The sequence below is a fragment of the Synechococcus sp. PCC 7336 genome, assembly GCF_000332275.1.
Lineage (GTDB): Bacteria > Cyanobacteriota > Cyanobacteriia > Thermostichales > PCC-7336 > PCC-7336.
In genome coordinates this window covers 332326-357256 of the sequence record NZ_CM001776.1, presented here as the reverse complement: position 1 = coordinate 357256, position 24931 = coordinate 332326, and the positions used below count along the sequence as shown (strand labels likewise).

The window sequence follows — 24931 nt, the reverse complement described above, 5'->3', positions numbered from 1 at the left end:
GTTCGTCAGCAAACTCTTGGAAGGATCGATACTGACCTGTCTCAAAATCATTCAAGCCTTATAGCCTTGCGGTGGGGCGATCGGGACTTCCTCCTGCTGCGGTGGAATTCCCAGCACTGCATTATGGCGCGGGGACTTCCCCTTCAGTCGGAGTTGTAGGTGGCGGTGTGGGAGACTGGCTGCCCAGACTGCGGGTATAGAGACCGCCGACGATCGCCCAAAAACCTCCATAGGCGATCGCCTGCATTAGGTAGAGGCGATCGGTGTAGCCCAAGAGCGATCGCAGCACCATCCCCGGAAATTGTCGTTGGGGCAGAATCTCGTGCAAATTCCACACCTGCGGTCCCAGCCAGCAGACCGGCGAGTCTGTCCGGCACAATTGGGGAAAATTCTGCAGTTGCGATAGAGCCAATGTTGCTTCGTCAAAATCCGCTAGCGCCGAAACCACCAATCCCGCCACGATCGCCAACAGCAGCACCCCCATCACCTGGAAAAACCGGCCGATATTGATGCGAATCCCCCAGCGAAACAGCAGCAACCCGAACGCCACTGCCCCCCCTAGACCGGCGATCGCCCCCGTCACCGACATCCAGCCCTGTTGCACCTGCGCCAGCAGGAACAAGGCCAACTCGAACCCCTCCCGCAACACCGCTACGCAGACCAAACTGGCAATTCCCAAGGCTGCGCCGCGATCGCGATCCAAGGCTGCTGTCACCGCCCGCTCGGTTTCCCCCTTGAGTTGCTTGGCTTGCTTTGCCATCCACACCAGCATCCAACTGAGCAAGACAATCGCGATCGTTCCGATCGCCCCTTCCAGCAGCGGCTCCAGCGCAGGCGCGTACTCGGGTCGCACTTCACTCGCCACCGTTATCCCCCAGCGCAACAGCAACCCCACCACCACACTGCCCGCCACCCCCGCGCCAATGCCGGCATATACCCAGCGATAGAGCTGTTGTCGACCGACACGATTGAGATAGGCCAACACAATGCCGACCGCCAGTGCCGCCTCGACCCCCTCCCGCAGCGTCACCACAAACGCTGGAATTGCCGGACTCCAATCCATTGCTAATTGCTCCAAACTCGGCGATTGCCACTGTGGCGATCGCTTCCATGCTACCCGCCCAACTTTAGAGCCAGCCGCGCAGCCGGTAGATGGCAAAGCCCAAATATTCCTTGAGCGCGCGGGTCGTATGAGCCAGACGCTCGGCGTCGGGGAGGATATCCAAAAGGCTTTGTTCCAGCGATGGAGAGTCAGGCGAGTCGGGGACGAGAAAATCGGTGGGGGCGGCGATCGCCTCAATGCCCAAATGGCGAAAAATGCTCAACGCCCTCGGCACGTGCAGGGCGGAAGTGACCAATAAAATCTGCCGAATTCCCCGCCCCTCCAAAATGACAGCAATGTTAGTGGCATTTTCGTAAGTGTTGAGGGAATCCGGCTCCAACACGAGCGCCTGCCGAGACACCCCCATCAGTTCCATTAACTGCGCCATATCCTCCGCCTCCGAAGTAGCAGACAGCTGTCCCCCATTCCGCCAGCGGATGCGCCCGCCGCTCAACAAAATGACAGGAGCCTTACCCTCGCGAAAGAGCTGCGCGCCATAAATGACGCGATCGCCCGCCTCGCCCACATCCACCCCCGGTCGCGGCGGCAGCGAGGGCTTGGTTGCTCCACCCAACACCACAATGGCATCGGCAGTCGGTAGAGGCCCAGTCGGAACCTGCCGCCGCTCTAGCGATCGCACCAACCCATCAGAGACCGGGGCGGTGCTGCTCAGCCAGAGTGTCAAAAATGCTACAGAAAGAGCGATCGCCGCCATTCGAGGCCGCTTCCACATCAATCCCAAAGCCACCAGCACCAAGCCGCAGCCCAATCCCAACGGATAGACGAACAGCGGCAGAAGTTTCGACAAGAACAGAAACACTGCCGGGGTGAGGAAGGAGTCTTGCATTGTCCTCTCGCCCCAAAACGGCTATAGGGCTCTGAGTTGAATGGGAGGGAGGTTGTCGTCGCGCTCGACAACGCAACCGATAATACTGCTGTGTTCGTAGCCCAAGCTGTGGAGTTCTGCAAGACATCCCGAGGCCCGCGCCACATCCACTGCCGCCAGCAATCCCCCAGATGTTTGCGGATCGAACAAGACAGGATAGCGGGGATCTCGATCGATCGCCTCAATATCCCTAATTGCCCGAGCCGCCCGCGCATTCTGAGGGTGCAAAGAGCTGGTCGTGCCCGATTGAAACACGTCAATCGCCCCCGGCAAGATGGGTACGCCCGACAGATCGAGCTGAACGCTCACTCCAGAAGCCTCGACCATTTCCAGCAAATGCCCCAACAGCCCAAAGCCCGTGATATCGGTACAAGCAGTTGCTCCGTGTCGCTGCAAACACAGCGCTGCTGCTCGATTGGATTGCAACATTGACTGTACCGCCGCATCAATCCAGCGACCATCTGCCCGCAATCGCATGTGAGCCGCAAATAAAGCCCCCGTCCCGATCGCTTTCGTGACCAGTAGCACCCGATCCGGTTTGAGCCCGCTCTTGCGCAAAATGCGATCGGGACGAACGAACCCATTACAAGTCAGGCCAAATCCCAACTCGGCCCCCTCCACGGTATGCCCGCCAATCAACTGCGCTCCTGCTTCGCGCAAGACCTCGGTTGCTCCAGCTAGGAGCTGAAATAGCGTATCTTCCGCCTTCTCCTCGCTGGCATAGGGAAGGGTTGCCAGTGCCAAAGCACTATGCCCTGTTGCCCCCATCGCAAACAAGTCGCTGAGGCAGTGGTGGGTGGCAATTTGGCCGAATAGATAGGGATCGTCTAGCAGGGTTTTGAAATAGTCGAGGGTTTGGACCATTGCCTGGTCGGTGGGGACTTGCAAGATGGCGGCATCGTCCGGGCTGTCGAGACCGACGAGAATATCTGCCGATCGCTCTGACGCTCCGAGCTCCAATTGCAATCGCTGCAAGACTCGACTCAAGACCGTACTGCCCACCTTCGAGCCGCATCCGCCGCAGCGCATGTTTAGGTTGGAGAGCTCGCCGATCGTCTCGGGGTCTGCCATGCCTTGGGGCAATGCAGGGCGATCGCTGGCGGGCATGGGATCGAGATTGCGAAACTGGCCCATAAACCGAAATTCGATCCATTCTTTCCACCGCCACATTAGGGGAGATTGCCATGCCCAGTTCCACTTGGTGGCAACAGCAGATTTGTTGCCAGTGCCGACAATGCGCAAAAAGTCTTGTTGGGGTTTGAAAGGCTTGGAGGCTTCTCCCAGCAAGTGGCGGCGGAGATTGTCGTATAGGGGTTTGCCCTGGCGGACGGCAAAGACTCCGGCTTTGGGGCGGGGATGGCAGGTAACGGCGGAGATATCTCCAGCCGCAAAAACATTGGGGTGAGATTCGGATTGCAGGGTATCTTTCAGGGCGATGAAACCGCGTTTGTCAGTGGCTAACCCTGCTGCAGCAAGCCACGGTTGAGCGCTGGCCTGGGTAACCCAAAAGATGCGATCGCAGTCTACTGCCAAGCCCGACTGGCAAAGGACGCGATTGGGCTGGACCTCGATCGCCGTCTGCTCCAAATGCACCTCGATACCCTGGCGCAGCAGATTATTCAGCAAAATTTGGCGGGCCTTAGCATTGAGATCGGGGGCAAGTTTGCGACCCCGTTGAAACAGGTGAATCGTCAGGTTCGATGTCGGCTGTCCGGCTTGTTTGAGGATGCCGTGCAGGCGCGATCGCATGTTTAGCGACAGTTCTACGCCGCCAACGCCCCCTCCCACGATCGCCAGTCGCCAGGGGCGATCGGGTTGGCGAGTAATATTTTTGACCACCTGTTGCCAGTGCTCCAGAAAGTGGCGGATGGGTTTGGCGGGAATGGCATACTTCTCAGCACCGGGAACATTGGCTTTGGTGGGAATACTGCCGATATTGATGGAGAGAACATCGTAGGGGACGGGGGGGCGATTGGCGCAGCGCACAGTTTGATTCTCTAGGTCCAGACCGATCGCGCGATCGAGGTAGAGGCGCGCGTTGGCAAATTGAGCTAGAGGGCGCATGTCGATATGACAGTCATCGACGCTGTAGTACCCGGCAACGTATCCCGGCAGCATGCCCGAGTAGGGGGTATAGGTAGTCTCTGTAATGAGGGTGATTTGCACGCCCGGTATGGGGTTCATACCGAAAAGTTTGAGGGCGATCGCGTGGCTGTGGCCGGCCCCGATCAGAACGAGATCCCGCAGAGTTGGTTGTGGGTGCATAGTGTTGACGTGCCGTTGAGGGATAGGCTTCGCGCCGAGCTGAGACTCAACCCTCCTAATATAATCCGGCAGCAAGTTCTATAGCTGAGATCCAACTTACGCCTCTCTTTTTATTCCTTGCCCTCCAGCTGTAGGTGTCTGACTGCGGCGATCGCCGGCTTCCTCCCAGACTTCACAGTTCTTGTAAATCCCCCACAAATAGAGGTGTTATACCTGGAGTTGTTAGGGTTCTATGACCTGGGAGCAAGTATGTTCGTGAAACACACTTCCAGCGGGGCTCTGGTAGAGATTATGTCTTTGGAAGGTCTCTTCGATCCCAATATCAATAAAGTCATGGGGTGTTTGCATGCGGGTGAAGAGATGCAAGATGCCGAATATTTCAACAAATCTCATCTAACTTTTCCCTCAGGAGAGCCTCTGCCGCAATGCTGGGTGGATGTCAATTATCGAGCCCACAGTCAACCCCACTAAATTGTGAGAGAGATAGACTTTCTGCCCACTTTTCTTCGGGAGGAGGTGCGGAGGCGATGGGCAGGTGAAGCCGTGGGAGGCTGAGTTCCAAGCTGCAGTCTGTTGACCGACGGCCGCAGGCAAGATCTCCCGTTACGCTGTAGGTCTGGCCTGATAGGATCGACGAGACGACTGAATGAGCTTGAAACCGCACAATGCATTCAGCCCATGATGAGGGTGAACTAATGGAAAAACAAACTATGGTTAAGGAAATTCTGCAAAATCCCATTCCCTTTCTGGGAGGGTTTGCGGCAGGGATGCTGCGTCTCGATATCGAGCAAGAACCGCTCAAAAGTTGGTTAAAACAGCAGGGCGTATCCGTATCATCAGACTCTGACGATTCTGACGAGCCTCCCAGCGGTCCTCAAACGATTTCGATCGAATAGGCTGGCTGCCCCCTACCCCGCAATTCTCTGCAGCAGCACCCCCACCAATACACCTAGACCTCCCCAGCGCACAGCCTGCCAGAAAATTGCTGGAAAGCTAACTAATCCTTCTACATAAGTTTGCATCCGGGTTTCTAAGTCCAGGATTTGCTCTAACATTTCTGCCGCTCTTTCGGGCGGCAGTTTTTCTAGGCGATCGAACTCTTGCAAGTCGCTCAGTTGGACTTGCAGTTGCTGCAATCGCCGCTCCAAGTCGGCTAAGTCGATCGCCGGTTGAGTGGGGGAGGGGTTCGATACCATATGGAAAACCGCAAAGGGAGCATTCAGCGCGAGAATAGCCCACCTGAGGCCATTGTCCTTTCTGGGCAGAGATTGCCCATTGGGTCGGTGCCTGCGATCGCCTGCACGACTCTCTAACGACCAAATCCTGTCTGCAACTCGTTAAACGGCTGGCGTCGCAGGTCTCCCTCTGCTACGGGCTCTAAGTTGTATACCGCTCGAATGGTATTCTCTACCTCTGTGATGGGACGATCGCCCACTTGGTTATAGGTAATGCGACCGTCCGGATCGAAGAACAGCGTCTGGGGCACTCGTCCGTCAAAATACTGCCCCGGCCCATTCGGATCGTCTGTGGCGAGTGCATCGATGTTCAGGGCTACAATATTCACCCCCAGTCCGTAGCGCACCTGTAGATTGCCCACCACCGCCGCAAAGCGCTTGCAGTCGGAGCTATCTTCCACATAAAACACCAGCAGCGTCGGTACCCGCTGAGCAATTGAGTCGGCCAGCGAAACGCGGGGGGGCACGATGCTGCCATTGGAGCCGTAGAGAGCAAAAATATTGCCGTCGTAGCGATCGTTATCGATGCTGGCGCGCACTGGCAGTGCTGTCACCGCGATCGCCAGCAGTAGGCAGATGCCCACAGCCAAGCGCCGCCAGAGGGATAAAAGCGTGGGGACTTGAAACTTGTACGGGGGAACCACAACAGTAAGCAGTAGGGAAGGACGCCTCTCATCTTAACGGCGAACGGAGATTGACAGAGCGATCGCCTCGCGCTGCAACAGGATTGCCTGCCCTAAGGTTGCGTTTGAGGGTTCGGGTCGAAGGGCAACTGCCAACACATCTCCAGCCACTGCTCGCGCTCTTGACGATTGTGGGAGAAGCGCATCTCGACGTGAACGATCGCGATGCGATCGAGCGCCCCCTTCAGCCCGTAGCGAATTAATGCTGTGAGGGAGCCATCCGACCTGTGCCGTATCGAAACTCCCATATCTTGCAATACACCAGCCACCTCCTGAATAGATTCAGGTGGCACTTGTACGGTATATCGCTCGTAGGAAAGGGTAGAAAACATTCGATCTCTCATTCCTTAATTTTATTTTAAGTTTCTTCCTACAGTTTGAAGATGAAGATTTACATGCAACGGCTTGGGGTGAATTGGGGCAGGTCTTGCGAGGCGATCGCTCGGACTCCGCTCGAAGCCTCGACCCAGAAGTGTTGCGCTTGCGTAATTCTGGGGTTGGCGATCGCATGCTTGCGTCAGTACCCTAGAACGAACGTCATTTGCCTAGCTGCCGCTCTACGGAGACCGAGAATTCAATGAACTCAATTGTGTTAATGGCCGAAATTGTCACCGAGCCAGAAATGCGCTACACGCCAGACAACTTGGCAGTATCTTCTCTGTTAGTCAGTTTTCCCAGTTCGCGGCAGGGAGAACCCGATGCCCAAGTGCGGGTGGCCGCCTTTGGGGAAACTGCTCAGCAGGTGGTGGATAACTTTGCTGTGGGCGATCGCGTCACGATTGAGGGCCAACTCCACATCAATACGGTGGAAAGAGACGGACGCAACGAGAAGCGGGCCGAAATTAGCGCCCGTCGCATTTACAAAGTCAGTGGCGAATTTGAAGCCGCAGGAGCCAGCGATCGCAGTGCATCGAGCGGTGCCAGTAGTTCTCGCCCGCGTCCCAGCACTCCTAAAGTCGAAGCTCCTGCTGCTGCCTCGCCCGCGATGGATGAAATCCCCTTTTAAGCCAGACGGCTCCGCAATAACTGTCTCCGCCTTGCAGTTTCCGAACCCCTCGCTTGGCGAAGGTTTCGAGTGAAATAAGTTTCATTGAGTTCCTGGTGGGGGGGCCGCTGTCACCCTGCAATTTTCGTGCGCTCGTAGGTGGATAGGATGTAGTCAAAGGTTTTTGGGGTCGTGATATAGGTTGCCGTCACATCAGAGCTCAAGCGAATTTCATCGCCATGCTGGAGATCGAAAAAGTCAATTCGCTGGTTGTTGATATACAAGCCATTGGTGCTGGGATTGCCGTTCGGATCGCCATCGAGAATTTGGTAGAAAAAGCCTCCATTGCTATCGCTAACGCGATAGAGCAGGGCGTGTTGGCGCGAGACAAAACGAGAATCAATTCGTATACTATTAGACGCATCTCGCCCCAAGGTATACACCTCGGCTGTCAGCCAATAAGCCTTCGGACCGTTCCGGTCTTTGACAATCAAGGCATGATTGAGCAATTGTTTGTCAGCTACATCTGACATACGGTCTGTAGAAGCTGCTTCCATTGTTACTAGTCGTTACTAGTCTGCCCATTCAGCCAGCGGAATGAGCCCCGTTAGAGGTTTCCAGACGAGCCCTCTCAAATCCAACCCGATGGGAAGATTCGATCGGCGATCGCCAATCCCCAATCTTAGAATAGCTGCCCCGTTTCTGGGGCGATTTTTTAAGTGCCATCCTATACAGAGGATAGACGATGCCTAACACTACCCTGTCAGCGATAGGGTAAGACACGAGGCTGCAGGCGAAACTCACCTCGCTGGTGCCAGATCGATCGAGCCCGCTCTTTTCCCGTTGAATGATGCAAACAATTCTTACCCTGATGGTTTTGGCCTTAGCCTTTGTCAGCTTTATTGCTGAATGGCTGCCAGTGGATATTACAGCCATCTCTACCATGGTGCTGCTCATGGTGTTGGGGTTGGTGGACCCCACGGAGGGGATCTCGGGCTTTAGCAATCCTGCCACGATCACGGTGATGGCGATGTTTGTGCTGAGTGCGGGCATTGCCCGCACGGGGGCTTTGCAGGCAGTCACGAGCATATTATTGCAGTGGGGAGGGCGCAGTCCGGCACGGCAAATTGTGACACTGGGGGTATTGGTGGGGCCGATCTCGGCCTTTATTAACAACACGGCGGTGGTTCCCACATTTTTACCCTTGATTGAAACCTGGGCAGAAAAGTTAGGGATATCGGCTTCTCGTCTGCTAATTCCGCTGTCGTATCTCTCGATTATGGGAGGTACCATCACGGTTATCGGCACTTCCACTAACGTGCTCGCTAGCGGCCTGTCACAGCGGTTGGGCTATGGGGAATTTCCGCTGTTTTTATTCACGGGGGTGGGATTGTCGGCTTTCTGTGCGGGCTTGCTCTACTTGGCCATCGTAGCCCCTCGACTCTTGCCCGATCGCCAGCCGGTCAACTCGGCTTCGATCGCCCAGCGATACCAATTGCGAGACTATGTGAGCGAAATTGCGATCGCCCCCGACTCCAGTTTGGTCGGACAAACGTTGCGGACCAGCTCTCTGCAACGACAGTTTGATGTGGATGTATTGGAAATCATTCGTAACGACGCTCACTTTCCCCAGCCACTGGCGGACAAACTGCTGCAGGTGGGGGATATTCTGTTAGTCAGGTGCGATCGCGAAGAACTCCTTAAAATCAAGCAGGAGAAAGGCATCTATATTTTGCCCGAGCGCAAATTTAACTCTCAATCTCCCTCCCCAGAATTGGTCACTGAAGAAGACGGTATTGCCGAAGTTTTGATCTTGGGTAATGCCCGCGTTGTGGGCTCGACGCTGAAAGAATTGCGCTTCCGGCAGCGCTATAACGTTACGGTGTTAGCTATTCGGCGCGGTCAAGAGCTGGTGAGGGAACGCTTGGGCAAAGTACCGCTGCGATTTGGCGATATTTTGTTGGTGCAGGGACCCAAACAGAGCTTTTTGGGGCTACAAACTAGCCGAGACCTACTCGTCATTAACGAACGAGATCTGGAAACACTGCGCACCGATAAGGCGGGTGTGGCAGTGGCGATTGGGGTGGGCGCAGTCCTGCTAGCCGCATTCGAGCTGTTACCCATCCTGGTCAGCGCTCTATTGGGGGCTGTATTGATGGTGTTGACGGGGTGCCTCAAGCCGGGGGAACTCTACGCCGCCATTCGATGGGACATTATTTTTCTGTTGGCAGGGCTGATTCCGCTGGGGATTGCCATGGACAATTCAGGGGCAACGCAGTGGCTGGCCGATCTGTTCGTGGGGGCCAGTGGCGAGCTGACCGGGTATTGGATTTTGGTGTTCTTTTACCTGGCAACGTCACTACTGACCGAGATCTTGTCCAATAATGCTTCGGTGGTGTTGATGCTGCCGATCGCTGCCAAAGCCGCCGAAAGCTTGGGCTTGAACCCGCTCTCGTTTATGCTAGCGGTCACCTTTGCTGCCTCCTGCAGTTTTATGACCCCCATCGGCTATCAAACCAACACCATGATTTACACTGCTGGCGGCTATAAATTTCTCGATTTCACCCGCGTCGGTGCCCCCCTCAGTTTAATGCTGACCTTCCTAACCCCCTTTCTGATTGTCCGCATCTACGGGCTGTAATCCGTGCGGGGAGGCGATCGTATCTCGCCTTACCCCTAACGGTTGCCGGTCTCGGTCCCGACAATAAACTGCTCGCAAATCTGTCGCGAGCCTTCTGCCAAGCGTTGGTAATCGATCTCGGTCAGGGGAATAACGGGGGGTAAGCCAGCCTCAGATTGAGGGGATTCCCCGTTAGTCTCAGTTGCGGCTGCCGCTTCTGCGGTTGCTTCGATGGTTTCGGAGGTTTCAAACTCTGTGGGAATGCCAGCATCGGCTAAAAGTTGTCGAAACTGGTCGCGAAATTGAGTGGCGCGATCGCTGCTGCCAGCCAATTGGTCTTGCTGGATCGTAATTTGCCGATTGGGATATTTCTCCAAAAATTCCAACAAGCTGAACTGACCGTCAGGGGCTGAAGCATTAATCAGGCCCGCCCGCAGTGCTTGTACGGCATTCACATTACTGGCTTGTGGTTTGACAACAGTAGCAAGTTGCCCCAAGAAACAGGCACCGCCTTCGGAGCGCAGGTACTGTGTGAACGGAACGAAGTCTAGCTGAATTTTGAGATTGAGGGCTTTGCGAATGCCGTCAGCGGCTTCTGGACCCGAATCGTTCAAGTAGATCTGCAGTTGGCGACTGGTTTCGCCGGTTTCGGCATAGGTCGCTAGGTCTTCAATCGGGATACTGCGACTAGCCGGTCCCACCCAAATAACCATTTCATCGGCTGCCAGAACTGGCGAGGTTGCCACGGAGGCGATCGCGGCAGTAAGCCAAGCAATAGAGTGACGCACGCGGCGCATGAGCATCTCCTATAACGAGCCTAAACAAACAGAACGAGCCCAAACAAACCGTCGGATGCGAATACCGCTCTGCAGACCTGACTATAACAGTTGGCCAAAAATAGGTGGGAGGGCGATCGCCGCAATTGGATGTTCGGTACCGCTCCCGCTAGCTTGCGAACGAGTGAGGGGGAAATGCGGCAGACTCCACAGCCCCTCCCATCGCCGATGGAAGCTATCGATCGCCACCGCAAGTTATAGAAGTCACCGATCGGTCACCCTCTCTCAAGTCATGTGCCTGAAAGAGGGTGGCAAGAGCAATCGAAACTAACGTTTACATCAGTGGGTGACTTTGCGTAAAGAGCGGACGTATTCAGTGAATTCCTCATCGCGACTAGCGTCGTCGACCTCGTCTGCTGACAGCGAACTACCGGGTTCGGTAGTTGCCACCTCAACCCCTTCCCGCTGGCGTTCTGCCTCATGAATTCGGCTGAGAGGAACAATACGATTTCGGTTCGTGCGTTCTAAAGCCAACTCGTCCAACGTCCTGATGATTTTGGGAACGGCGATCGCGGGAGCTGAAGACAGCAGCGCTGCACTACCGGCAACTACCGCTGCCGCAATAGCAATGTTGCAACGGATATTCATGACAAACTTCCTTTCAAGTCAGGGTAACGTTCAAAAAGAATCAAATTCGAAATCAGAACCCCTCACTGCCAAGGTGGAACACTCCGATCTGCAGTCATGGGGTTTCCAACCTCAGGCCCACTCCAGATGCATTGTGATTCAGTCTGGCTTTTCCTTTTAGTTTAATTATAAGACTTGTCACATTAGACCTACATTAATGGCCGTTAATTCCTGGTTGCGAGTGTCTTCTAACATCGAAATCCTGACAAAATAGAAATTTCAAACAAATCCTTTGTGGCTATGCCCCTCATTAATGAATGTTGCCAAAGCATTGTGTTTTATAGCTTTGGAGCAGTTCTTGTAAGTAATGCCTTTAATAGCAATTGGGCTGAATTTATTGTTACATGTGTTTACAAACGACTTCTAAAATATTGTCTGTTATTGCGCTGAGCTCTGATTTAAAAACAGGATACTCAGGCTTTAACCTCAGATAGAAGTCTGCGAGTTTTCCGATCTTTCCACACCTGCCAAGACTGTCTCTATTGAGAGCTATATCAATTAGCTTGAATCGAAAGATTGTAAAGTTGTGACTTCAAGTAAAATATATCCTTCAGCCGCGTTCTGTAAAATCATTCTATTACTCGATGAATCTTCTGCAGGTCGGATTAGATCGCCACGATGCAGTTATCTTTATCCGGTCTTTACGGAGGTCTCAGGCTTTATCTGATGCTTACGTATTTTTACTGATTCGGTGGGAATTATAGAGGTATGCCTCGTGTCACGTGGTGATGAGCGATCGCTTTGCCCTTCGGGGTGGAGCGATCGCAACTCCAAGAAGGGGTACCCTCAACACTTGCGCGCGGGCAGCCCCTGTAACAGATAGCAAACACCGCGCGCAGAGCGTATCCGATTTTCGGCATGTAGGAGGCGTTATGGGAGTGCCTCGGCGAGCTAAATGCAGCGACTGCTGGAGCTCTAGGCCGCTGCCACAGAAACGGCAGCCTCTGTGAGTATTTCAGCTTTATCCGTGCGTTCCCAGGGCAGATCGAGGTGAGTTTGCCCGAAGTGACCGTAGGCGGCTACATGTTGGTAGAACTTGCCACCCCGCTCTTGGGGCAATGCACGCAGTCCGAAGTGAGCGGCGATCGCTGCCGGACGCAAGTCGAAGTGCTGCTCGACTAGAGCCAGCAGTTCCTCTTCAGAAATACGGCCGCTGCCAAAGGTTTCGACAAAAATGCTGACCGGACGAGCTACGCCAATCGCATAGCTCACTTGGATTTCACACTTTTGGGCCAACCCTGCCGCCACAATATTTTTGGCTACATACCGGCAGGCATAGGCTGCACTGCGATCGACTTTAGTGGGATCTTTGCCGGAGAAGGCACCACCGCCGTGGCGAGAATAGCCGCCGTAGGTATCCACAATAATCTTGCGCCCCGTCAGGCCGGAGTCCCCCTGCGGTCCGCCGATCGCAAACTTGCCCGTCGGATTGACCAAAATGCGAGTCTCGCCATCCGGTTTCACCGCCAAATCGGCAAAGGCGGGACCGATGACGTACTTCAGTAGATCTGCCTCAATGCGGGTTTGAATCTGCCCGTTATCGGTTAGCTCGCCCAGGGTCTCGGCATGTTGGGTCGAAATCAGAATCGTATCGATACCCACCGGTTGACCATCTTCGTAGGCCACCGTTACCTGCGATTTACCGTCGGGTCTGAGGTAAGGCAGCGTACCGTTTTTGCGTACCTGTGCCAGACCGCGAGTGAGACGGTGCGCCACGCTAATGGGTAGGGGCATCAGCTCGGGGGTTTCGTTGCAGGCAAAACCAAACATCAAGCCTTGATCGCCCGCGCCCACAGAGTCAAATACATCGTCGCCGCCGCTGCGATTTTCGAGGGCAACATCCACGCCTCGGGCAATATCGGGCGATTGTTCGTCTAAGGCAATTAAGACCGAGCAGCTATTGGCGGCAAAGCCATTATTGGCATCGGTGTAGCCAATCTCGGCAATCTTATCTCGCACCAGTTGGGTGTAATTGATATTGGCCTGGGTAGAAATTTCCCCCGTCACCAACACCAAGCCGGTATTGACCACCACTTCGGCAGCAACTCGACTGGCCGGATCTTCAGCCAGCAAGGCATCCAAGATGGTGTCGGAAAGCTGATCGCAGATTTTGTCGGGATGACCTTCTGTCACCGACTCGGATGTGAAGAGATATCGTTTAGTCAATGGAATTCTCCTGTACTCAGACCCTCGGGCTTTGTCGAGCAATTTCTCAACCGAGCATCCTGCAGCATCAGAGGGTAGGGCTGCCTCGAGGCATCAGTCCCTACCATCGAGACTTACCAATAAGAACGGAGCGAATCCACAGTCGTATCAGACAAGGCTTGCTCTTTATCTGTCGGTCTTCCGTTCAACCGCAGGATTTGGCACCGTGGCAGCGATCTCGTGCTTCCGACAAGCGGAATGCGCTCGAACTGCTAGGTTGCCGCAGCGTCAAAGGGCCAGTCCCTCAGCTGCTCTGGATAAAGCCGTGATAGTCATCCTAAAGTCAGTGCGATCGAAAGTCAAATTTTGGACTGGTTCAAACTGGATAGCGGTGAGGTAACACTTTAAGGACGAGTCAGAGGCAACTCAAGCCTACTGGGCTAGGCTTGAAGGATTGAGTGACAGACTGCGAGTCTAACTCTCGTTTGAACCATGCTCCACATCTGAATGATTAATACTCTCATCTCGCTCCTCGACCTGGGAAGCAACTGAATTGGCCGACACCGACATGCCAGCCGCCAGTTCCAAGCGCAATTGAGTTTCAATTGTTTCTCGAACATCAGCATTCTCTGCAAGATAGGCGATCGCGTTATCTCTGCCCTGGGCAATATTGTCACCCTTATAGCTATACCAAGCGCCCTTGCGTACAACGATCTTGGCTTCTTCAGCCAAGTCAATAATGCAGCCCAGGTTTGAAATTCCCTTGCCAAACAAAATATCGAATTCAGCCCGACGGAAGGGGGGAGCGATTTTATTCTTTGCCACCTTGACGCGAGCCCGAATGCCATACTCCTCAGTTCCTTTCTTCAGGGTCTGGATGCGGCGAATATCTAATCGCACAGACGCATAGAACTTCAGCGCATTACCGCCAGTAGTGGTCTCCTGAGGACCGTATCCCATACCGCCGATTTTGGAGCGCAACTGATTGAGAAAAATCACCGTGCAACCAGTTTTAGAAATGCTGCCCGTAATCTTGCGCAGCGCCTGACTCATCAAGCGCGCCTGCAAACCCACGTGAGCATCCCCCATTTCCCCCTCGATCTCCGCCCGAGGCACCAAGGCTGCCACCGAATCCACAACTACGACATCCACCGCAGCCGATCGCACTAACTGGTCCACAATTTCTAAGCCCGCTTCGCCAGTGTCCGGCTGAGCAATCAGTAGCTCGTCCACATTGACGCCCAATACAGCTGCATAAGCGGGGTCGAGGGCGTGCTCGGCATCCACCACCGCAGCTGTGCCCCCCTGCTTTTGGACTTCTGCTACTGCATGCAGGGCCAAGGTGGTTTTACCCGAAGATTCTGGTCCGTAGATTTCAATCACGCGACCTTTCGGCAAGCCTCCGCCCAGAGCTAAATCGAGTGTTAAGGCACCCGCCGAAACTTTTTCCACCTGCATGCGGGAGGCTTCCCCCAACCGCATAATCGCCCCTTGGCCGAAGTTGCGCTCGATTTGACCCAGAACCGCCTGCAAAGCCTTTTGTTTGGCTGCATGCTCGGGGGACAGCTCTGGTTTGGATGGGGTGGATTGAGGGATTTTTGCTTGAGCCGATGGAGTTTTAGCTGCCGGGGTTTTGGCTCTGCCATTGGAGGTGCGGGGCATGGTTGGGGGTCTCCAAACAAACGAACGGTCGAATAGGGTTCGAACCAGCAAATGGTGGAATCGGCTTCAGATGGAGGGAACGCTGACAGACAGACAACTTGCCCGATCCGAACGGCATCCAACTCAAACTCAGCATATCCAGTGGGCAGAACCCGTAATATTGCAGGAATAGCTTGCGCTTTTACGCGAATATTCACTTTAAACGGCGAATATGTTAGCCACATTAACGGTTTTGTACGAATTCGTCAACCGAATCTTTCTGGCAGGAGTTTGCTGAAATCTAAGCCAAGTCGGGAAAGACCTCTCGCACGGCGGGATGGACCAGTTGGCGATCGCGCACATTCACCGCTGCGTTCAATCCGGCATTCAGCTCCAGCGCCTTCAGTCCGTAATTGGCCAGCTCGATCGCGTAGGGCAGCGTACTGTTGTTGAGCGCTTGCGTCGCGGTACGAGGTACTGCACCGGGCATGTTGGGGACGCCATAATGAATGACGCCTTGCTCGATATAAGTGGGATGGCTGTGGGAGGTGGGGCGGATAGTTTCGATGCAGCCCCCCTGATCGACTGCCACATCTACGATGACGGACCCCTCTCGCATCTTGGCGATGGTGTCTCGCTTGACTAAATGGGGCGCGCGCCTGCCGGGGATTAAGACGGCACCGATTAATAAATCGGCTGCGGGTACGATCGCCTCGATCTCTGCGGCGGTGCTGTAGAGCAGCTCTGCCCGGGCACCAAATAGGCTTTCTAAATAGGCGAGACGGTTGACGTCGATATCTAAAATTTGGACTTGGGCTCCCATCCCGATCGCCATGCGGGCTGCTTCAGTACCCACAACGCCACCCCCTACGATCGCCACCCGCCCCGATCGCACGCCGGGAATGCCTCCCAACAGCACGCCGCTCCCCCCCTGCTGCCGCTCCAAAAAGTGCGCTCCAAATTGTACGGATAGTCGTCCGGCGATGATGCTCATGGGGATCAGTAGGGGCAGGGTGCCATTGGCTTCTACCGATTCGTAGGCGATCGCCGTTATGCCGCTATCGATCGCCTGTTCTGTGAGGGTCTGGGCTGCCGCCAGATGCAGGTAGGTAAATAAAATCTGCCCCTTCTGCAGGAAGCCATACTCGTCAGGCAACGGTTCTTTGACCTTCACCACCAGCTCTCGGTTCCAAGCGGCAGCGGCATCGGCAACGATACTGGCTCCCATTTGTTCGTAGTCTGCATCTGCAAAGCCAGATCCAACGCCTGCTTGGGTTTGTACAAATACTGCATGATCGGCATTGCAGAGTGCTTTCACGCTGGCGGGGCTCAAGCCGACGCGAAATTCCCGATCTTTGATTTCTTTGGGAACGCCAATCTCCATGCAGTCTCCGGGGGAATCACGACTGGAGTCGAGCGGTTTGAACCGGAACAGCTCCGCTCTCCGCCCCCCCTATTGTGGGACATGTTTTAGGCTTGGGGGCTACCGGTGTCGTTTTCTGTGTCTGGGCGGAGATGAAAGGCCACAATACAGTCAGCATCTAGGTTGAGACCTGGAGTATTCGGACATTGCACTCAACCCCCTCCTCCACCAGTGATGCTGCTGGCGAAATTCATATTCCGAAACATTGGCCATTTGTCTAGATGCCTGTGGCCCCCTTCCCCTAACCCCTACCCCCAACTTTGGGGGCAGGGGAACAAGGCCCCGTAAGGATTTTCGGCTGTTTCTCCCCTCTCCCAAGTTTGGGAGAGGGGCCGGGGGTGAGGGCCATGCAGAGGACTTGCACCATGCCAATATTTCTAAATGTTAAATTGGCCAGCAGTATCACCAGTGGGGGACTTGTGAGAGGGTGTTGGCTTCGTTAGATTGTTCTGAGTGCTGCAATCTCCAGGCAAAGTCTGGAAAGGCGATCGCTACCTCCGCCCAAATCTGCGTCGAGATCTGCGCCGCGCTTTTTCCTTGCGCTTGCGCTTCTCTGCGGGGGTCTCGAAATGTCGCACCCGCCTCATATCGGAAAAAATGCCTGCCTTGGATACTTTTTGCTTAAATCGACGCAGGGCCGACTCAATCTGTTCTCGGTCGCCCACTAAAATTTGGGTCATCAATCTTCCTTGGCTGGATGTTCTGGGTGCCGGATATTGCAGAACGGGCACCGATCGCCGAACAGCCAAAACCAAACGGTTAGAGGAGAGTTAACGCACCTAGGCCGAGGTACAGAGGTGGCTGCTATGTTCGAAGTCAACAATTGCTGCAGGCGGCAAAGAACTGCCGCCTACACAGTCTCAATTAGGTCCGAGGTCTGGCTTCATTCACCCGCAACGTCCGACCCATCCAGTCTGCACCGTCTAGATCTTTGATTGCAGCTTCTTCTTCAGCCTTTGACTCCATCTCTACGAAGGCAAAACCGCGCATGCGGCCTGTTTCGCGATCGGTGGGTACTTTGACCTGCTTGACCGTACCGTACTCGGCAAAGACATCAGTGATATCAGCTTCTGTCGCCTTAAACGACAGATTGCCAACATAAATGGTCATCTGCGACCTCCTGAGAGAACTACTAAAGGGCTGGAGAGTTCGGAGAGGTCTGCAGAAATCGACAATTCGACAGATAACAAACGCTGTAACCGAAAACAATTCCGAAGCTCAGGCTAGCACGGATTGCAGTATTCCGGTCATTCGCTTTAAAAAAAATCCAACATCAGTTCTGACCGCAATACGGCCCGATACCGATCGTGCGACCGCAGCGCTTACCGATCGCCGTAATAGAAGGCAATCTCTTTCGGTTTCAGGGGGGCAAAATCGGCTTCGAGCAGCATTTTGTTGAGGGTCTCCCGCTCAATATGCTTGGCACCAATCCGCACAATTCGCGATCGCATCGAGTTGGTGACGCCACTGCGCTTGCGGCTGGCTTCGAGAGCCATGACTTGGTTATAGAGAGCGAGTTTGTCTGCCGGAATGGGGGAGCCATCCAGATCGACACCGCGAGCGATCGCTGCATCGACAGCTTCAGCGCCCCTCGCAGAGGGTTCGGAGGAGGTGGATTCAGCAAACATGAAAGGCGATCGCCGCAGACTTCAGGTTTACTCTAGTGGACTGCGATACCGTTGCAAAGCCCGCTTGCGATATTCAGGCAGGACGTGGGGAGAATGCAGGTAAACTTGCGGGCGATCGCCACGGGGTTTTCCGCTATACGATTCCCCTCGCGGCAGTCTTTGCAGGACACTAAAACTATTGTCGGAACTGGGACAGTCCTCTTATGCCCATGCCATTGACGCCCGAACGCCAGATCGCTGGCCCTTTTCACTGGAAAGCTGCTCTATCGCTGGCGATCGCCCTGGTATTAGCCAGTTGCTCCACCGAAACCGAACCGATTGCTACTAGCCAATGCCAAGCTGCTGTCGCCAGAGCCACCTACACTTGGCGAGTGATTTATTCCCCTCGTACGAGCGGCAATGCCCAACGGGACCGGACGGAGTGGTTTGACAGTACGGAGTTAATCAATCGCAATGGCGAAAAGCCACTCGGGGCTGTTTCCGGTCCTGACGATAGCGGGATTTGGTGGCCCGCACTGCCCCCTCGACCCTCTGCCGACCGAGTCGATCGCCGCCGCGAGCGGTTCGAGCGCAACGATTCCCCCGCGCTGGTGCGTTCGGTGGAGCATTTCCTCCAGTGCGACGGGCGCGATCTGGCGGCCAGCAACCGCGTCTATCGCCGCGCCTCTGCAGCCTTCCGCGACGGGCAATCGGTGCGGGCTACCCACGTTCTCGGTCGCGTTACCAGCGCTCGAGTTGGCTCGGACGTTGTGGAGGGGGACTCGTCTGCGAGCGGCGAGCTAGGGAATGCAGGGGATCTGCCCGATCGCCCTGTCTTCGAGGAAGTCGTCCCCGATGCCGTCGCGACAGCTCCGTCGATTTGGTATGTCGATCCAGTGAGCGGTACAGATGCCGGTACGGGGGCTTTAGACAGTCCGTATCGCAGCATTACACTGGCATTGGCGGCAGCGCAGCCGGGGGATACGATTCAGCTCGGACCGGGGATTTACAGCAGCGATTCGGGGGAGATTTTTCCGCTGGAAATCGGGCCGGATACTTTATTGCGGGGGGACGAGCTGACGCAAGGAAGTGGCATTGCGATTGTGGGGGGCGGAGATTATCTCAGTCGCACTTGGGCCAAACAAAATGTGACGGTGGTGGCAGGCGATCGCGCCCAAATTTCTGGCATTGCGTTTACAAACCCCAATCTGCGGGGCACTGGTATTTGGATTGAGTCGGGTTCGCCCGCAATTCTCAACAACACTTTTACCCATAACAACCGCGAAGGGGTGTTTGCCTCGGGGACTGCGGCTCCAGAGGTGCGGAATAATCTGTTTGTGGATAACGGGGGGAATGGGGTGTCTTTTACCCGTGAAAGTGGCGGTTTGTTCGAGGGAAATACGATTCAGCGGAGTGGGTACGGAATTGCGGTGAGTGAAACTGCCAGTCCGGTGATTGCGGGGAATTCCATTGCTGAAAACCTCAGTGGGGTGGTGGTGTCTGGCGAGGCTCGACCGGTGTTGCGGGAAAATCTGATTCTGGGTAATGCGCGGGATGGCATTGTGGTGGTGGATAAGGCGGCTCCAGTAGTGCAGGGCAATACTCTCGGTCAAAACGGCCAGTTTGACATTAACAACATTACGGGTCTGCCGTTGAATGTGGAGGGCAGCGATCTGGCATTGTTGAAGGTGCAGGGAGCGGTGCAGTAGATGTGACCAGTTAAACCCCGTCTAAGCAGAGATCCGTAGTTTTGAGAATGTGTCTATTAGACCCTCTCACTAGCGCTGTGGTTCGCTGCATTCGCCCCCTAAATCCCCCATTCTGGGGGACTTGAGTCCAGTTCCAGTTGAGGGTTGGGAGGCGGGGAAGGCGATGATTAGCTTCGGTTGCACGACGCCACTCTCCTACTGAGCTCCTATGCAGAGTTCCGTCGACGTACCATTGAGCGGTATTCAAGCCAGGTCGATCTCTTTCACCACCTAAAATGCACGCAATCACCAGCAGGAGGATGACAGCCATTCCGACCGGGAAGATTCCGCCCATTCAATAACTCAAACCGTCACTTAAATCTGCAAAACCCCTGACGGCATCACGCTCAACAACACCCGTCGCTGCAAGCCCTCTCGGTGCAAAATCTCATTCGCCGCCAACAAGCCACTACTCGTAGCTCGCTCCATCAAGCCACAGGGAAACGGCATCTTAACCCAATCGCCAGCAAACACGAGATTGGGCACAGCAGTTGCCGTTTCGGGTCGCCCAGCAAAGCTACCGGGGGGATAGCCGGAAAAGTTTTTCTGGTTGACTAATTCTCGGTGCAGGATGTTGGCCTCCTTTAGCACCGGAACAATTTCGTACAGTTCCCGCTCGAAGGTGTCCATAATCTCCTGCTGTGTGGGGAACTCTGCCTCTTTATAGCAATAGGCATGCAGCTCCACCACGCTGCCCCCCGTGCGCTCCGCCCACTCGATATAATCCTGCTGGATGCGGTGGTAGAGCGTAATACTGTCGGTGAGGCGATAGCCCGAGAGCGAGGTAAAAGCACTGTATTCCCATTCGAAGTCGCGATCGAACCAGAGGCGCATAACCGCAAACGGATCGGCGATCGCCAACTCCTCTATCCGACTGGCCAGCTCGGCATTCACATCCCCTTTCGACAGCGAAAAGAGCTGCTTCACCCCCGGTACGTCGGTCGCAAACACGTAATAATCAGCCGCGATGGTTTCCACCTGCTTGGCCTGGGGACGCGCTCCCACCAACTGCACCTCCCCCGGACGTTTGGCCGTCACCTCAAAGGTCTCCAAATCTCGCTGGGCCGGACCGCTGACGACTGTGCCGCTGGCATCGAAGCTGGCTCCGTGGCAGGGACAGCGAAAGAGGCCGTCTTCACTCGCTTGCACGGTGCAGCCCTGGTGGGTGCAGGTGAGGCCGATCGCGCGATCGCCGCCTTCCGTGAGGACATAAACATCATCGCCCGCCCCGTAATAAGCGCGCGCTCCCTGACTTAACGAGCCATTGCGACTGACCCAAAAGGGCACATCGGTCACACCACTCCCGGTTTCGTAGTCGAGAGCAGCAATGCGTCCGTCCTGCCAGGTCACGCCGCTCACTGTCACATCAGTGAGAATCCTGCCGCCACTGTCCCGCACGAAATCGGCGATCGGGTCCACCAAACTGCGACCCATATCCTGCCGCGTCCCCTCAAACGCTAGCCCCTCTGGGTTGCCAAAAAAGTAGAAGTGGAAAAACTGCATCAGCTCCCCTGCACTGAGGCGATCGGGGGCGTTGAGGCTGGATTTGGCGAAGGGCAGAAAGTAAAGGTCGTAGAGACCTCGGGGGAACTCGCCGCTGACCCAATCGGCCACCGACATATCGTCGAGGCGATCGTAGCTTTTCACCGGTTGAAATCCGGCAATTTCCCGAAACACCTTCCAATGGTCGGGCTCGGTTAGGTTAATGCCCCAACGCAGCGCATTCCGAGAGGACAGCCCCAAATCCACCACATTCCACGGAAAGGCGGAATGGCTGGGGCGGAAAATTTCGGCTTTGTAGGTGTCGCGATACACCACCGCATAGGAGTCGAGGGAGACGAAATTCTGGCGAATATTCAGCTCCGTTTCAATGCTTTTGAGGTTGTAATACTGGGGAAAGAAGCCGTGGAACCCATGTTCCATATGAAATTGCTCGTCGCCTGCGCGAATGGGCCAACTGGCGATTTTGCCCCCCAACTGCGGCGATTTCTCCAGCAGGGTGACGCTAAATCCGCGCTTGCTGAGTTCGTAGGCCGCTGCTAACCCGGCCAACCCGGCTCCCACCACCACAGCGGTTTTGGGGGTGGTGAGGCTGGAGGGCAGTGCGATCGCATCCTGTTGGTGCTGATAGGGCTGCGGCTTGTGAAGGCGGGAATATCCGAGCGTTCCGGTGGCGGCGGTGATGCCTGCAAGCTGCAAAAAGTGGCGGCGGGAGAATTGAGAGGGAATCGCGTCAGAGGAATGGCGCATGTGCAAAAACGAAAGTGACGAAGGATGGGGACAACAGAAAGGAGCGATCGCGTCGGTCAGTCCGGCAGATCGAGGCCAAGCTCGGCGATTTTCGCTAACTTAAAGAGGATTAAGGCTCACCATACCCAAATTATTCGGTTGTTTCAGGCAAGCTTCACAATACCTGCGGTTTTGTCGGGTGCTGAAAGCGATCGCCGTCCAGTTTGCAGCGGGAGTACGAGCGGACTTGTGAAATATTGGCGCGAAACAGTTGCCGTGGCGCGGCGGATTGCGATCGAGTTGCTGCGGCGACGGCGCAGCTTGGTGTTTTGGGGGGTGTTTCCGATCGCCGTCCTGTGGCTCAACGGACTGATTTTGGCCGAACGAGCTCAGTTGGAACGGGGGGCGGCCTTCGCATTGGCGGCTCCGGTGACGTTGGTGGGGGCGGCGCTGTTTTTTAGTTGTCTGGGGGGCAGTGTGGCGACGGTGGTGGCGGAGCGGGAGCAGCGCACCCTGAAGCGGTTGTTTGTCTCTCCCTTGAGTGGCACGTCCTATTTCTTGGGCATTTTTCTGGCCCACACCGGCATTGGTTTGGGGCAAACGCTGCTGGTGGCGGCGGTGGCGGCGATCGCCGGAGCGCAGTTTTCGGGCTCTTGGTGGCTGAGTTTGGCGATCGTGTTGCTGAGTATTGCCGCCTATGTGGGGGTGGGGTTCGTGTTGGGTACCCAATTTGCCCGCCGCACGGAGGATGTGAATGCCTTGGTGGCAACGTTTGGAGTGCCCCTGTTGATTCTGGGCGGCACGTTTTTACCGGCGTCGCTATTTCCCCAAATCCTGTTGGATATCGCCCGCTTCAACCCCATCTATCACATGAACGAGGCACTGCTGGGGGCCACCGCCGCTGCTCCCCTGTGGAGGGAGATTGCCCCTCACTTCTACTTTTTGGCGGTGTTTGCGATCGCCATGCTGGGGGCCGGATGGCATTCTTATCGCCGCATGTTGCAAGTGGAACAGAGGTTGTAGCGCGATGTTGCAGCTCTGTAATGTGACTAAACGGTACGGCGATCGCTCCGTGCTCAAAGCCCTCTCCCTGCAGGTGCGCCCCGGAGAAATTTACGGGCTGCTCGGTCCGAATGGGTCAGGCAAAACTACAACCATCAACATCATTTGCAATCTGCTGCAACTGGATAGCGGTTGGGTCTTGCTGGACGGTCAGCGGGTGTCAGATGCCACCAAAGCACTGGTGGGGATTGCCCCCCAAGACAATCTGCTCTACCGCAGCCTCACCTGTGCCGAGAATTTAGACTTTTTTGCCCGCATTTACGGTCTTCCCACAGCCCAACGGCGACAGCGGATTCGCGCCTGTTTAGAAGCCGTGAAATTAGGCGATCGCGCCCACAGCACGGTCGAGACCCTTAGCGGCGGTATGCAGCGTCGCCTCAGCATTGCGATCGCCCTGGTTCACCAACCCAAGCTCGTCATTCTGGACGAGCCCACCACGGGCTTAGACATCGAGGCCCGCTACGACATTTGGCACTTAATCCAGCAGCTCGAACGCAACGGCACCACGGTTCTGCTCACCACCCACCTGCTCGACGAAGCCGAACGGCTCTGCCACCGCATCGGCATTCTCAAACAGGGCCACATCCTGGCCGAAGGGTCGTTAGAGGAATTGCGCCAGCACATCCGGGCCAGCGAGTTAGCCATTGTCGAGACCCCCGCACCCGATCGGGCGATCGCCCGCGCCGACCAGTTGGGCTGGGCACACCGCTACTACGGCGGCGACTTAGCCTTCTGGCTGCCCGAGGCACTCGATTTACCCCAAATCCTGTCTCACTTTGAGGGGATTCCGCTCACCTCGGTGGCGAGGCAGCCGGTGCGCCTAGAACATATCTATCTCGAAGTGACTCAGCCAGGGATTGCCCCAACAGTTGAGGCACGAGAGGCGATCGCGATTGCCTGGGAGCAATTGCTCCCCGACGGCCTCATGCTGTAGGGGCTAGAAGTAATCTTTTACCCCGTGGAGGGGGGTAAGACAGAATGAGGGTCAATCAATCGTTGGGCAGCTTTTTCAGCCTGTAGGAACTCTAGAACATGCAATCATTGCCTTCCCCTCCCAAGCACTGCAGATCGAGTTGGCGGACGATCGGTTTAGTTCTAGCGGTTTCGGCAGTCCCTATAGGCGTAGTCTTGCTCTTACATTTTTGGCAAGGAATCCCCATCGGTTCGCTCACTCGCGATCCAACTGCCATCCTCGAAGCTCCTCTCTATACAGGTTTTCTCTCTCAAATAGGTCTCTTATTGTGGTCTGCTTCAGCAGCCGTCTGCATGTTGAGCGCCAAGCTCCTCTCAGGGCGCGCCGACAGTCTCAAAATCAACCGCTTTCTGTTTGTTTCAGGGCTGCTGACATTGGTCCTCGGCCTTGACGATGTCTTCCTGCTTCACGAAGGTTTCTTCCCTTCTATCGGCGTACCCGAAAAAGCTGTCTTTGTTAGCTATGCTGGATTTTTACTGTTCTATCTGGTTAAGTTCTATCCGGTAATTTGGCAAACAGAGTACATCTTATTAGGAATGGCTTTAGTCTTTTTTGGAGTTTCGAGCACTTTGGATTTGCTTCTTCCTTCCGACTTGGACCTCTATCTATTTGAGGATGGGGCGAAGCTAGTGGGTATCGTAAGTTGGCTGTCCTATTTCTCCAGCACCGCGACATTTGCAGTGGGCTCTAGACTCGATAAGCATTGCAGGAACGTATGAGTCGGGAAATGTCAAAAGTCCTTAAAGTTGTAGAACGAAGCCAACAGACTCTCATAAGTCCCCCACTGGTGGGGGATCTAGGGGACCGGATGCAACGCCTAAACACTCTAGGTCTCAAAATAGTTGAGGTTCAGGTGAGTTTTAA

The 24931-nt window shown here is 55.2% G+C and carries 26 protein-coding genes and 1 riboswitch; of the genes, 10 read left to right on the top strand and 16 right to left on the bottom strand.

The annotated features are described in order from the left end of the window. Positions 1-121 precede the first annotated feature (121 nt). From SYN7336_RS01770 to selD, 3 genes are read right to left on the bottom strand one after another with little or no spacing between them, the layout of a single operon-like run. Positions 122-1159, bottom strand: coding sequence for an FTR1 family protein (locus tag SYN7336_RS01770; RefSeq protein ID WP_369791868.1), 1038 nt, complete (start codon positions 1157-1159; stop codon positions 122-124). Next, positions 1128-1949 (bottom strand): YdcF family protein, encoded by an 822-nt coding sequence (locus SYN7336_RS01765; RefSeq protein WP_017324199.1) that lies wholly within the window; start codon positions 1947-1949, stop codon positions 1128-1130. The genes SYN7336_RS01770 and SYN7336_RS01765 overlap by 32 nt, the downstream gene beginning before the upstream one ends. A 21-nt stretch (positions 1950-1970) precedes the next feature. Next, positions 1971-4253, bottom strand: a complete 2283-nt coding sequence (selD, locus tag SYN7336_RS01760; protein ID WP_026100606.1) for a selenide, water dikinase SelD — start codon at positions 4251-4253, stop codon at positions 1971-1973. Between the two features lie 249 nt (positions 4254-4502). Here selD and SYN7336_RS01755 point away from each other — a divergent pair, with 249 nt between their 5' ends. After that, entirely contained in the window at positions 4503-4724 is a 222-nt protein-coding gene (locus tag SYN7336_RS01755; protein WP_026100605.1) for a hypothetical protein, read from the top strand. A 224-nt stretch (positions 4725-4948) separates the two neighbouring features. Beyond that, complete coding sequence (locus SYN7336_RS01750; RefSeq protein ID WP_017324196.1) at positions 4949-5149, top strand: hypothetical protein; 201 nt, start codon at positions 4949-4951, stop codon at positions 5147-5149. A 12-nt stretch (positions 5150-5161) separates the two neighbouring features. Here the strand turns inward: SYN7336_RS01750 and SYN7336_RS01745 are convergent, their stop codons facing one another. From SYN7336_RS01745 to SYN7336_RS01730, 3 genes are all read right to left on the bottom strand, one after another. After that, on the bottom strand, positions 5162-5449 hold the full coding sequence (locus SYN7336_RS01745; RefSeq protein WP_017324195.1) for a hypothetical protein: 288 nt from the start codon (positions 5447-5449) through the stop codon (positions 5162-5164). 113 nt (positions 5450-5562) lie between these two features. Then, on the bottom strand, positions 5563-6132 hold the full coding sequence (locus SYN7336_RS01735) for a thylakoid membrane photosystem I accumulation factor (protein ID WP_156819985.1): 570 nt from the start codon (positions 6130-6132) through the stop codon (positions 5563-5565). Between the two features lie 92 nt (positions 6133-6224). Continuing rightward, positions 6225-6503, bottom strand: coding sequence for a hypothetical protein (locus SYN7336_RS01730; RefSeq protein WP_017324192.1), 279 nt, complete (start codon positions 6501-6503; stop codon positions 6225-6227). Positions 6504-6748: 245 nt separating this feature from the next. Here SYN7336_RS01730 and SYN7336_RS01725 point away from each other — a divergent pair, with 245 nt between their 5' ends. After that, positions 6749-7177, top strand: coding sequence for a single-stranded DNA-binding protein (locus SYN7336_RS01725; protein ID WP_038025672.1), 429 nt, complete (start codon positions 6749-6751; stop codon positions 7175-7177). Between the two features lie 110 nt (positions 7178-7287). Here SYN7336_RS01725 and SYN7336_RS01720 read toward each other — a convergent pair whose 3' ends face one another. Further along, positions 7288-7713 (bottom strand): FHA domain-containing protein, encoded by a 426-nt coding sequence (locus SYN7336_RS01720; protein ID WP_227498580.1) that lies wholly within the window; start codon positions 7711-7713, stop codon positions 7288-7290. Positions 7714-8003: 290 nt separating this feature from the next. Here SYN7336_RS01720 and SYN7336_RS01715 point away from each other — a divergent pair, with 290 nt between their 5' ends. Continuing rightward, positions 8004-9797: an SLC13 family permease gene (locus tag SYN7336_RS01715; RefSeq protein ID WP_017324189.1), complete on the top strand. Its 1794-nt coding sequence runs from the start codon at positions 8004-8006 to the stop codon at positions 9795-9797. A gap of 35 nt (positions 9798-9832) precedes the next feature. Here the strand turns inward: SYN7336_RS01715 and SYN7336_RS01710 are convergent, their stop codons facing one another. Next, on the bottom strand, positions 9833-10573 hold the full coding sequence (locus SYN7336_RS01710; protein ID WP_162139075.1) for an alpha/beta hydrolase: 741 nt from the start codon (positions 10571-10573) through the stop codon (positions 9833-9835). A gap of 90 nt (positions 10574-10663) precedes the next feature. Between SYN7336_RS01710 and SYN7336_RS30385 the strand changes: the two genes are divergently transcribed. Then, positions 10664-10813, top strand: coding sequence for a hypothetical protein (locus SYN7336_RS30385; protein WP_156819984.1), 150 nt, complete (start codon positions 10664-10666; stop codon positions 10811-10813). Positions 10814-10891: 78 nt separating this feature from the next. Here SYN7336_RS30385 and SYN7336_RS01705 read toward each other — a convergent pair whose 3' ends face one another. From SYN7336_RS01705 to SYN7336_RS01675, 7 genes are all read right to left on the bottom strand, one after another. Continuing rightward, the gene (locus SYN7336_RS01705; RefSeq protein WP_017324187.1) at positions 10892-11200 is read right to left on the bottom strand and encodes a hypothetical protein; all 309 of its coding nucleotides are present in this window, start codon (positions 11198-11200) and stop codon (positions 10892-10894) included. A gap of 954 nt (positions 11201-12154) precedes the next feature. Then, entirely contained in the window at positions 12155-13405 is a 1251-nt protein-coding gene (gene metK / locus SYN7336_RS01700) for a methionine adenosyltransferase (protein ID WP_026100602.1), read from the bottom strand. Between the two features lie 162 nt (positions 13406-13567). Continuing rightward, positions 13568-13708: riboswitch (SAM riboswitch) on the bottom strand. A gap of 150 nt (positions 13709-13858) precedes the next feature. After that, the gene (recA, locus tag SYN7336_RS01695; RefSeq protein ID WP_017324185.1) at positions 13859-15046 is read right to left on the bottom strand and encodes a recombinase RecA; all 1188 of its coding nucleotides are present in this window, start codon (positions 15044-15046) and stop codon (positions 13859-13861) included. A 280-nt stretch (positions 15047-15326) separates the two neighbouring features. Then, on the bottom strand, positions 15327-16409 hold the full coding sequence (gene ald, locus SYN7336_RS01690) for an alanine dehydrogenase (RefSeq protein ID WP_017324184.1): 1083 nt from the start codon (positions 16407-16409) through the stop codon (positions 15327-15329). A gap of 530 nt (positions 16410-16939) precedes the next feature. Beyond that, entirely contained in the window at positions 16940-17128 is a 189-nt protein-coding gene (gene rpsU / locus SYN7336_RS28505) for a 30S ribosomal protein S21 (RefSeq protein WP_071590721.1), read from the bottom strand. A gap of 184 nt (positions 17129-17312) precedes the next feature. Next, positions 17313-17558, bottom strand: a complete 246-nt coding sequence (locus tag SYN7336_RS01680; protein ID WP_017324182.1) for an RNA-binding protein — start codon at positions 17556-17558, stop codon at positions 17313-17315. A 212-nt stretch (positions 17559-17770) separates the two neighbouring features. Then, entirely contained in the window at positions 17771-18076 is a 306-nt protein-coding gene (locus SYN7336_RS01675) for a DUF4090 family protein (RefSeq protein ID WP_017324181.1), read from the bottom strand. Between the two features lie 35 nt (positions 18077-18111). Here SYN7336_RS01675 and SYN7336_RS30380 point away from each other — a divergent pair, with 35 nt between their 5' ends. Both SYN7336_RS30380 and SYN7336_RS27585 read left to right on the top strand, forming a co-directional pair. After that, entirely contained in the window at positions 18112-18249 is a 138-nt protein-coding gene (locus tag SYN7336_RS30380) for a hypothetical protein (RefSeq protein WP_017324180.1), read from the top strand. A gap of 30 nt (positions 18250-18279) precedes the next feature. Beyond that, positions 18280-19764 carry a DUF1565 domain-containing protein gene (locus tag SYN7336_RS27585; protein ID WP_017324179.1) on the top strand — a complete coding sequence of 495 codons (1485 nt, stop codon included), beginning with the start codon at positions 18280-18282 and terminating at the stop codon, positions 19762-19764. A 354-nt stretch (positions 19765-20118) separates the two neighbouring features. On the opposite strand, the gene SYN7336_RS01660 is transcribed toward SYN7336_RS27585, so the two are convergent. Next, positions 20119-22053 (bottom strand): FAD-dependent oxidoreductase, encoded by a 1935-nt coding sequence (locus SYN7336_RS01660; protein WP_017324178.1) that lies wholly within the window; start codon positions 22051-22053, stop codon positions 20119-20121. A 228-nt stretch (positions 22054-22281) separates the two neighbouring features. Here SYN7336_RS01660 and SYN7336_RS01655 point away from each other — a divergent pair, with 228 nt between their 5' ends. The 3 genes from SYN7336_RS01655 (at position 22282) to SYN7336_RS01645 (ending at position 24786) form a co-directional block, all read left to right on the top strand. Further along, entirely contained in the window at positions 22282-23055 is a 774-nt protein-coding gene (locus SYN7336_RS01655; RefSeq protein ID WP_017324177.1) for an ABC transporter permease, read from the top strand. A 4-nt stretch (positions 23056-23059) separates the two neighbouring features. Further along, positions 23060-24028, top strand: a complete 969-nt coding sequence (locus SYN7336_RS01650) for an ABC transporter ATP-binding protein (protein WP_017324176.1) — start codon at positions 23060-23062, stop codon at positions 24026-24028. 98 nt (positions 24029-24126) lie between these two features. Next, complete coding sequence (locus SYN7336_RS01645; RefSeq protein ID WP_156819983.1) at positions 24127-24786, top strand: hypothetical protein; 660 nt, start codon at positions 24127-24129, stop codon at positions 24784-24786. Positions 24787-24931 lie beyond the last annotated feature (145 nt).

Coding starts and splice junctions, on each gene's coding strand:
- SYN7336_RS01720 (WP_227498580.1), bottom strand. CDS start 7,713: ATGGAAGCAGCTTCTACAGACCGTATGTCAGATGTAGCTGACAAACAA.
- SYN7336_RS27585 (WP_017324179.1), top strand. CDS start 18,280: ATGCCCATGCCATTGACGCCCGAACGCCAGATCGCTGGCCCTTTTCAC.
- SYN7336_RS01680 (WP_017324182.1), bottom strand. CDS start 17,558: ATGACCATTTATGTTGGCAATCTGTCGTTTAAGGCGACAGAAGCTGAT.
- SYN7336_RS01725 (WP_038025672.1), top strand. CDS start 6,749: ATGAACTCAATTGTGTTAATGGCCGAAATTGTCACCGAGCCAGAAATG.
- SYN7336_RS01750 (WP_017324196.1), top strand. CDS start 4,949: ATGGAAAAACAAACTATGGTTAAGGAAATTCTGCAAAATCCCATTCCC.
- selD (WP_026100606.1), bottom strand. CDS start 4,253: ATGCACCCACAACCAACTCTGCGGGATCTCGTTCTGATCGGGGCCGGC.
- SYN7336_RS01645 (WP_156819983.1), top strand. CDS start 24,127: ATGCAATCATTGCCTTCCCCTCCCAAGCACTGCAGATCGAGTTGGCGG.
- SYN7336_RS01660 (WP_017324178.1), bottom strand. CDS start 22,053: ATGCGCCATTCCTCTGACGCGATTCCCTCTCAATTCTCCCGCCGCCAC.
- SYN7336_RS01650 (WP_017324176.1), top strand. CDS start 23,060: ATGTTGCAGCTCTGTAATGTGACTAAACGGTACGGCGATCGCTCCGTG.
- SYN7336_RS01715 (WP_017324189.1), top strand. CDS start 8,004: ATGATGCAAACAATTCTTACCCTGATGGTTTTGGCCTTAGCCTTTGTC.
- SYN7336_RS01675 (WP_017324181.1), bottom strand. CDS start 18,076: ATGTTTGCTGAATCCACCTCCTCCGAACCCTCTGCGAGGGGCGCTGAA.
- rpsU (WP_071590721.1), bottom strand. CDS start 17,128: ATGACCCAAATTTTAGTGGGCGACCGAGAACAGATTGAGTCGGCCCTG.
- SYN7336_RS01745 (WP_017324195.1), bottom strand. CDS start 5,449: ATGGTATCGAACCCCTCCCCCACTCAACCGGCGATCGACTTAGCCGAC.
- SYN7336_RS01755 (WP_026100605.1), top strand. CDS start 4,503: ATGTTCGTGAAACACACTTCCAGCGGGGCTCTGGTAGAGATTATGTCT.
- ald (WP_017324184.1), bottom strand. CDS start 16,409: ATGGAGATTGGCGTTCCCAAAGAAATCAAAGATCGGGAATTTCGCGTC.
- SYN7336_RS01730 (WP_017324192.1), bottom strand. CDS start 6,503: ATGTTTTCTACCCTTTCCTACGAGCGATATACCGTACAAGTGCCACCT.
- SYN7336_RS01710 (WP_162139075.1), bottom strand. CDS start 10,573: ATGCGCCGCGTGCGTCACTCTATTGCTTGGCTTACTGCCGCGATCGCC.
- SYN7336_RS01765 (WP_017324199.1), bottom strand. CDS start 1,949: ATGCAAGACTCCTTCCTCACCCCGGCAGTGTTTCTGTTCTTGTCGAAA.
- recA (WP_017324185.1), bottom strand. CDS start 15,046: ATGCCCCGCACCTCCAATGGCAGAGCCAAAACCCCGGCAGCTAAAACT.
- SYN7336_RS01705 (WP_017324187.1), bottom strand. CDS start 11,200: ATGAATATCCGTTGCAACATTGCTATTGCGGCAGCGGTAGTTGCCGGT.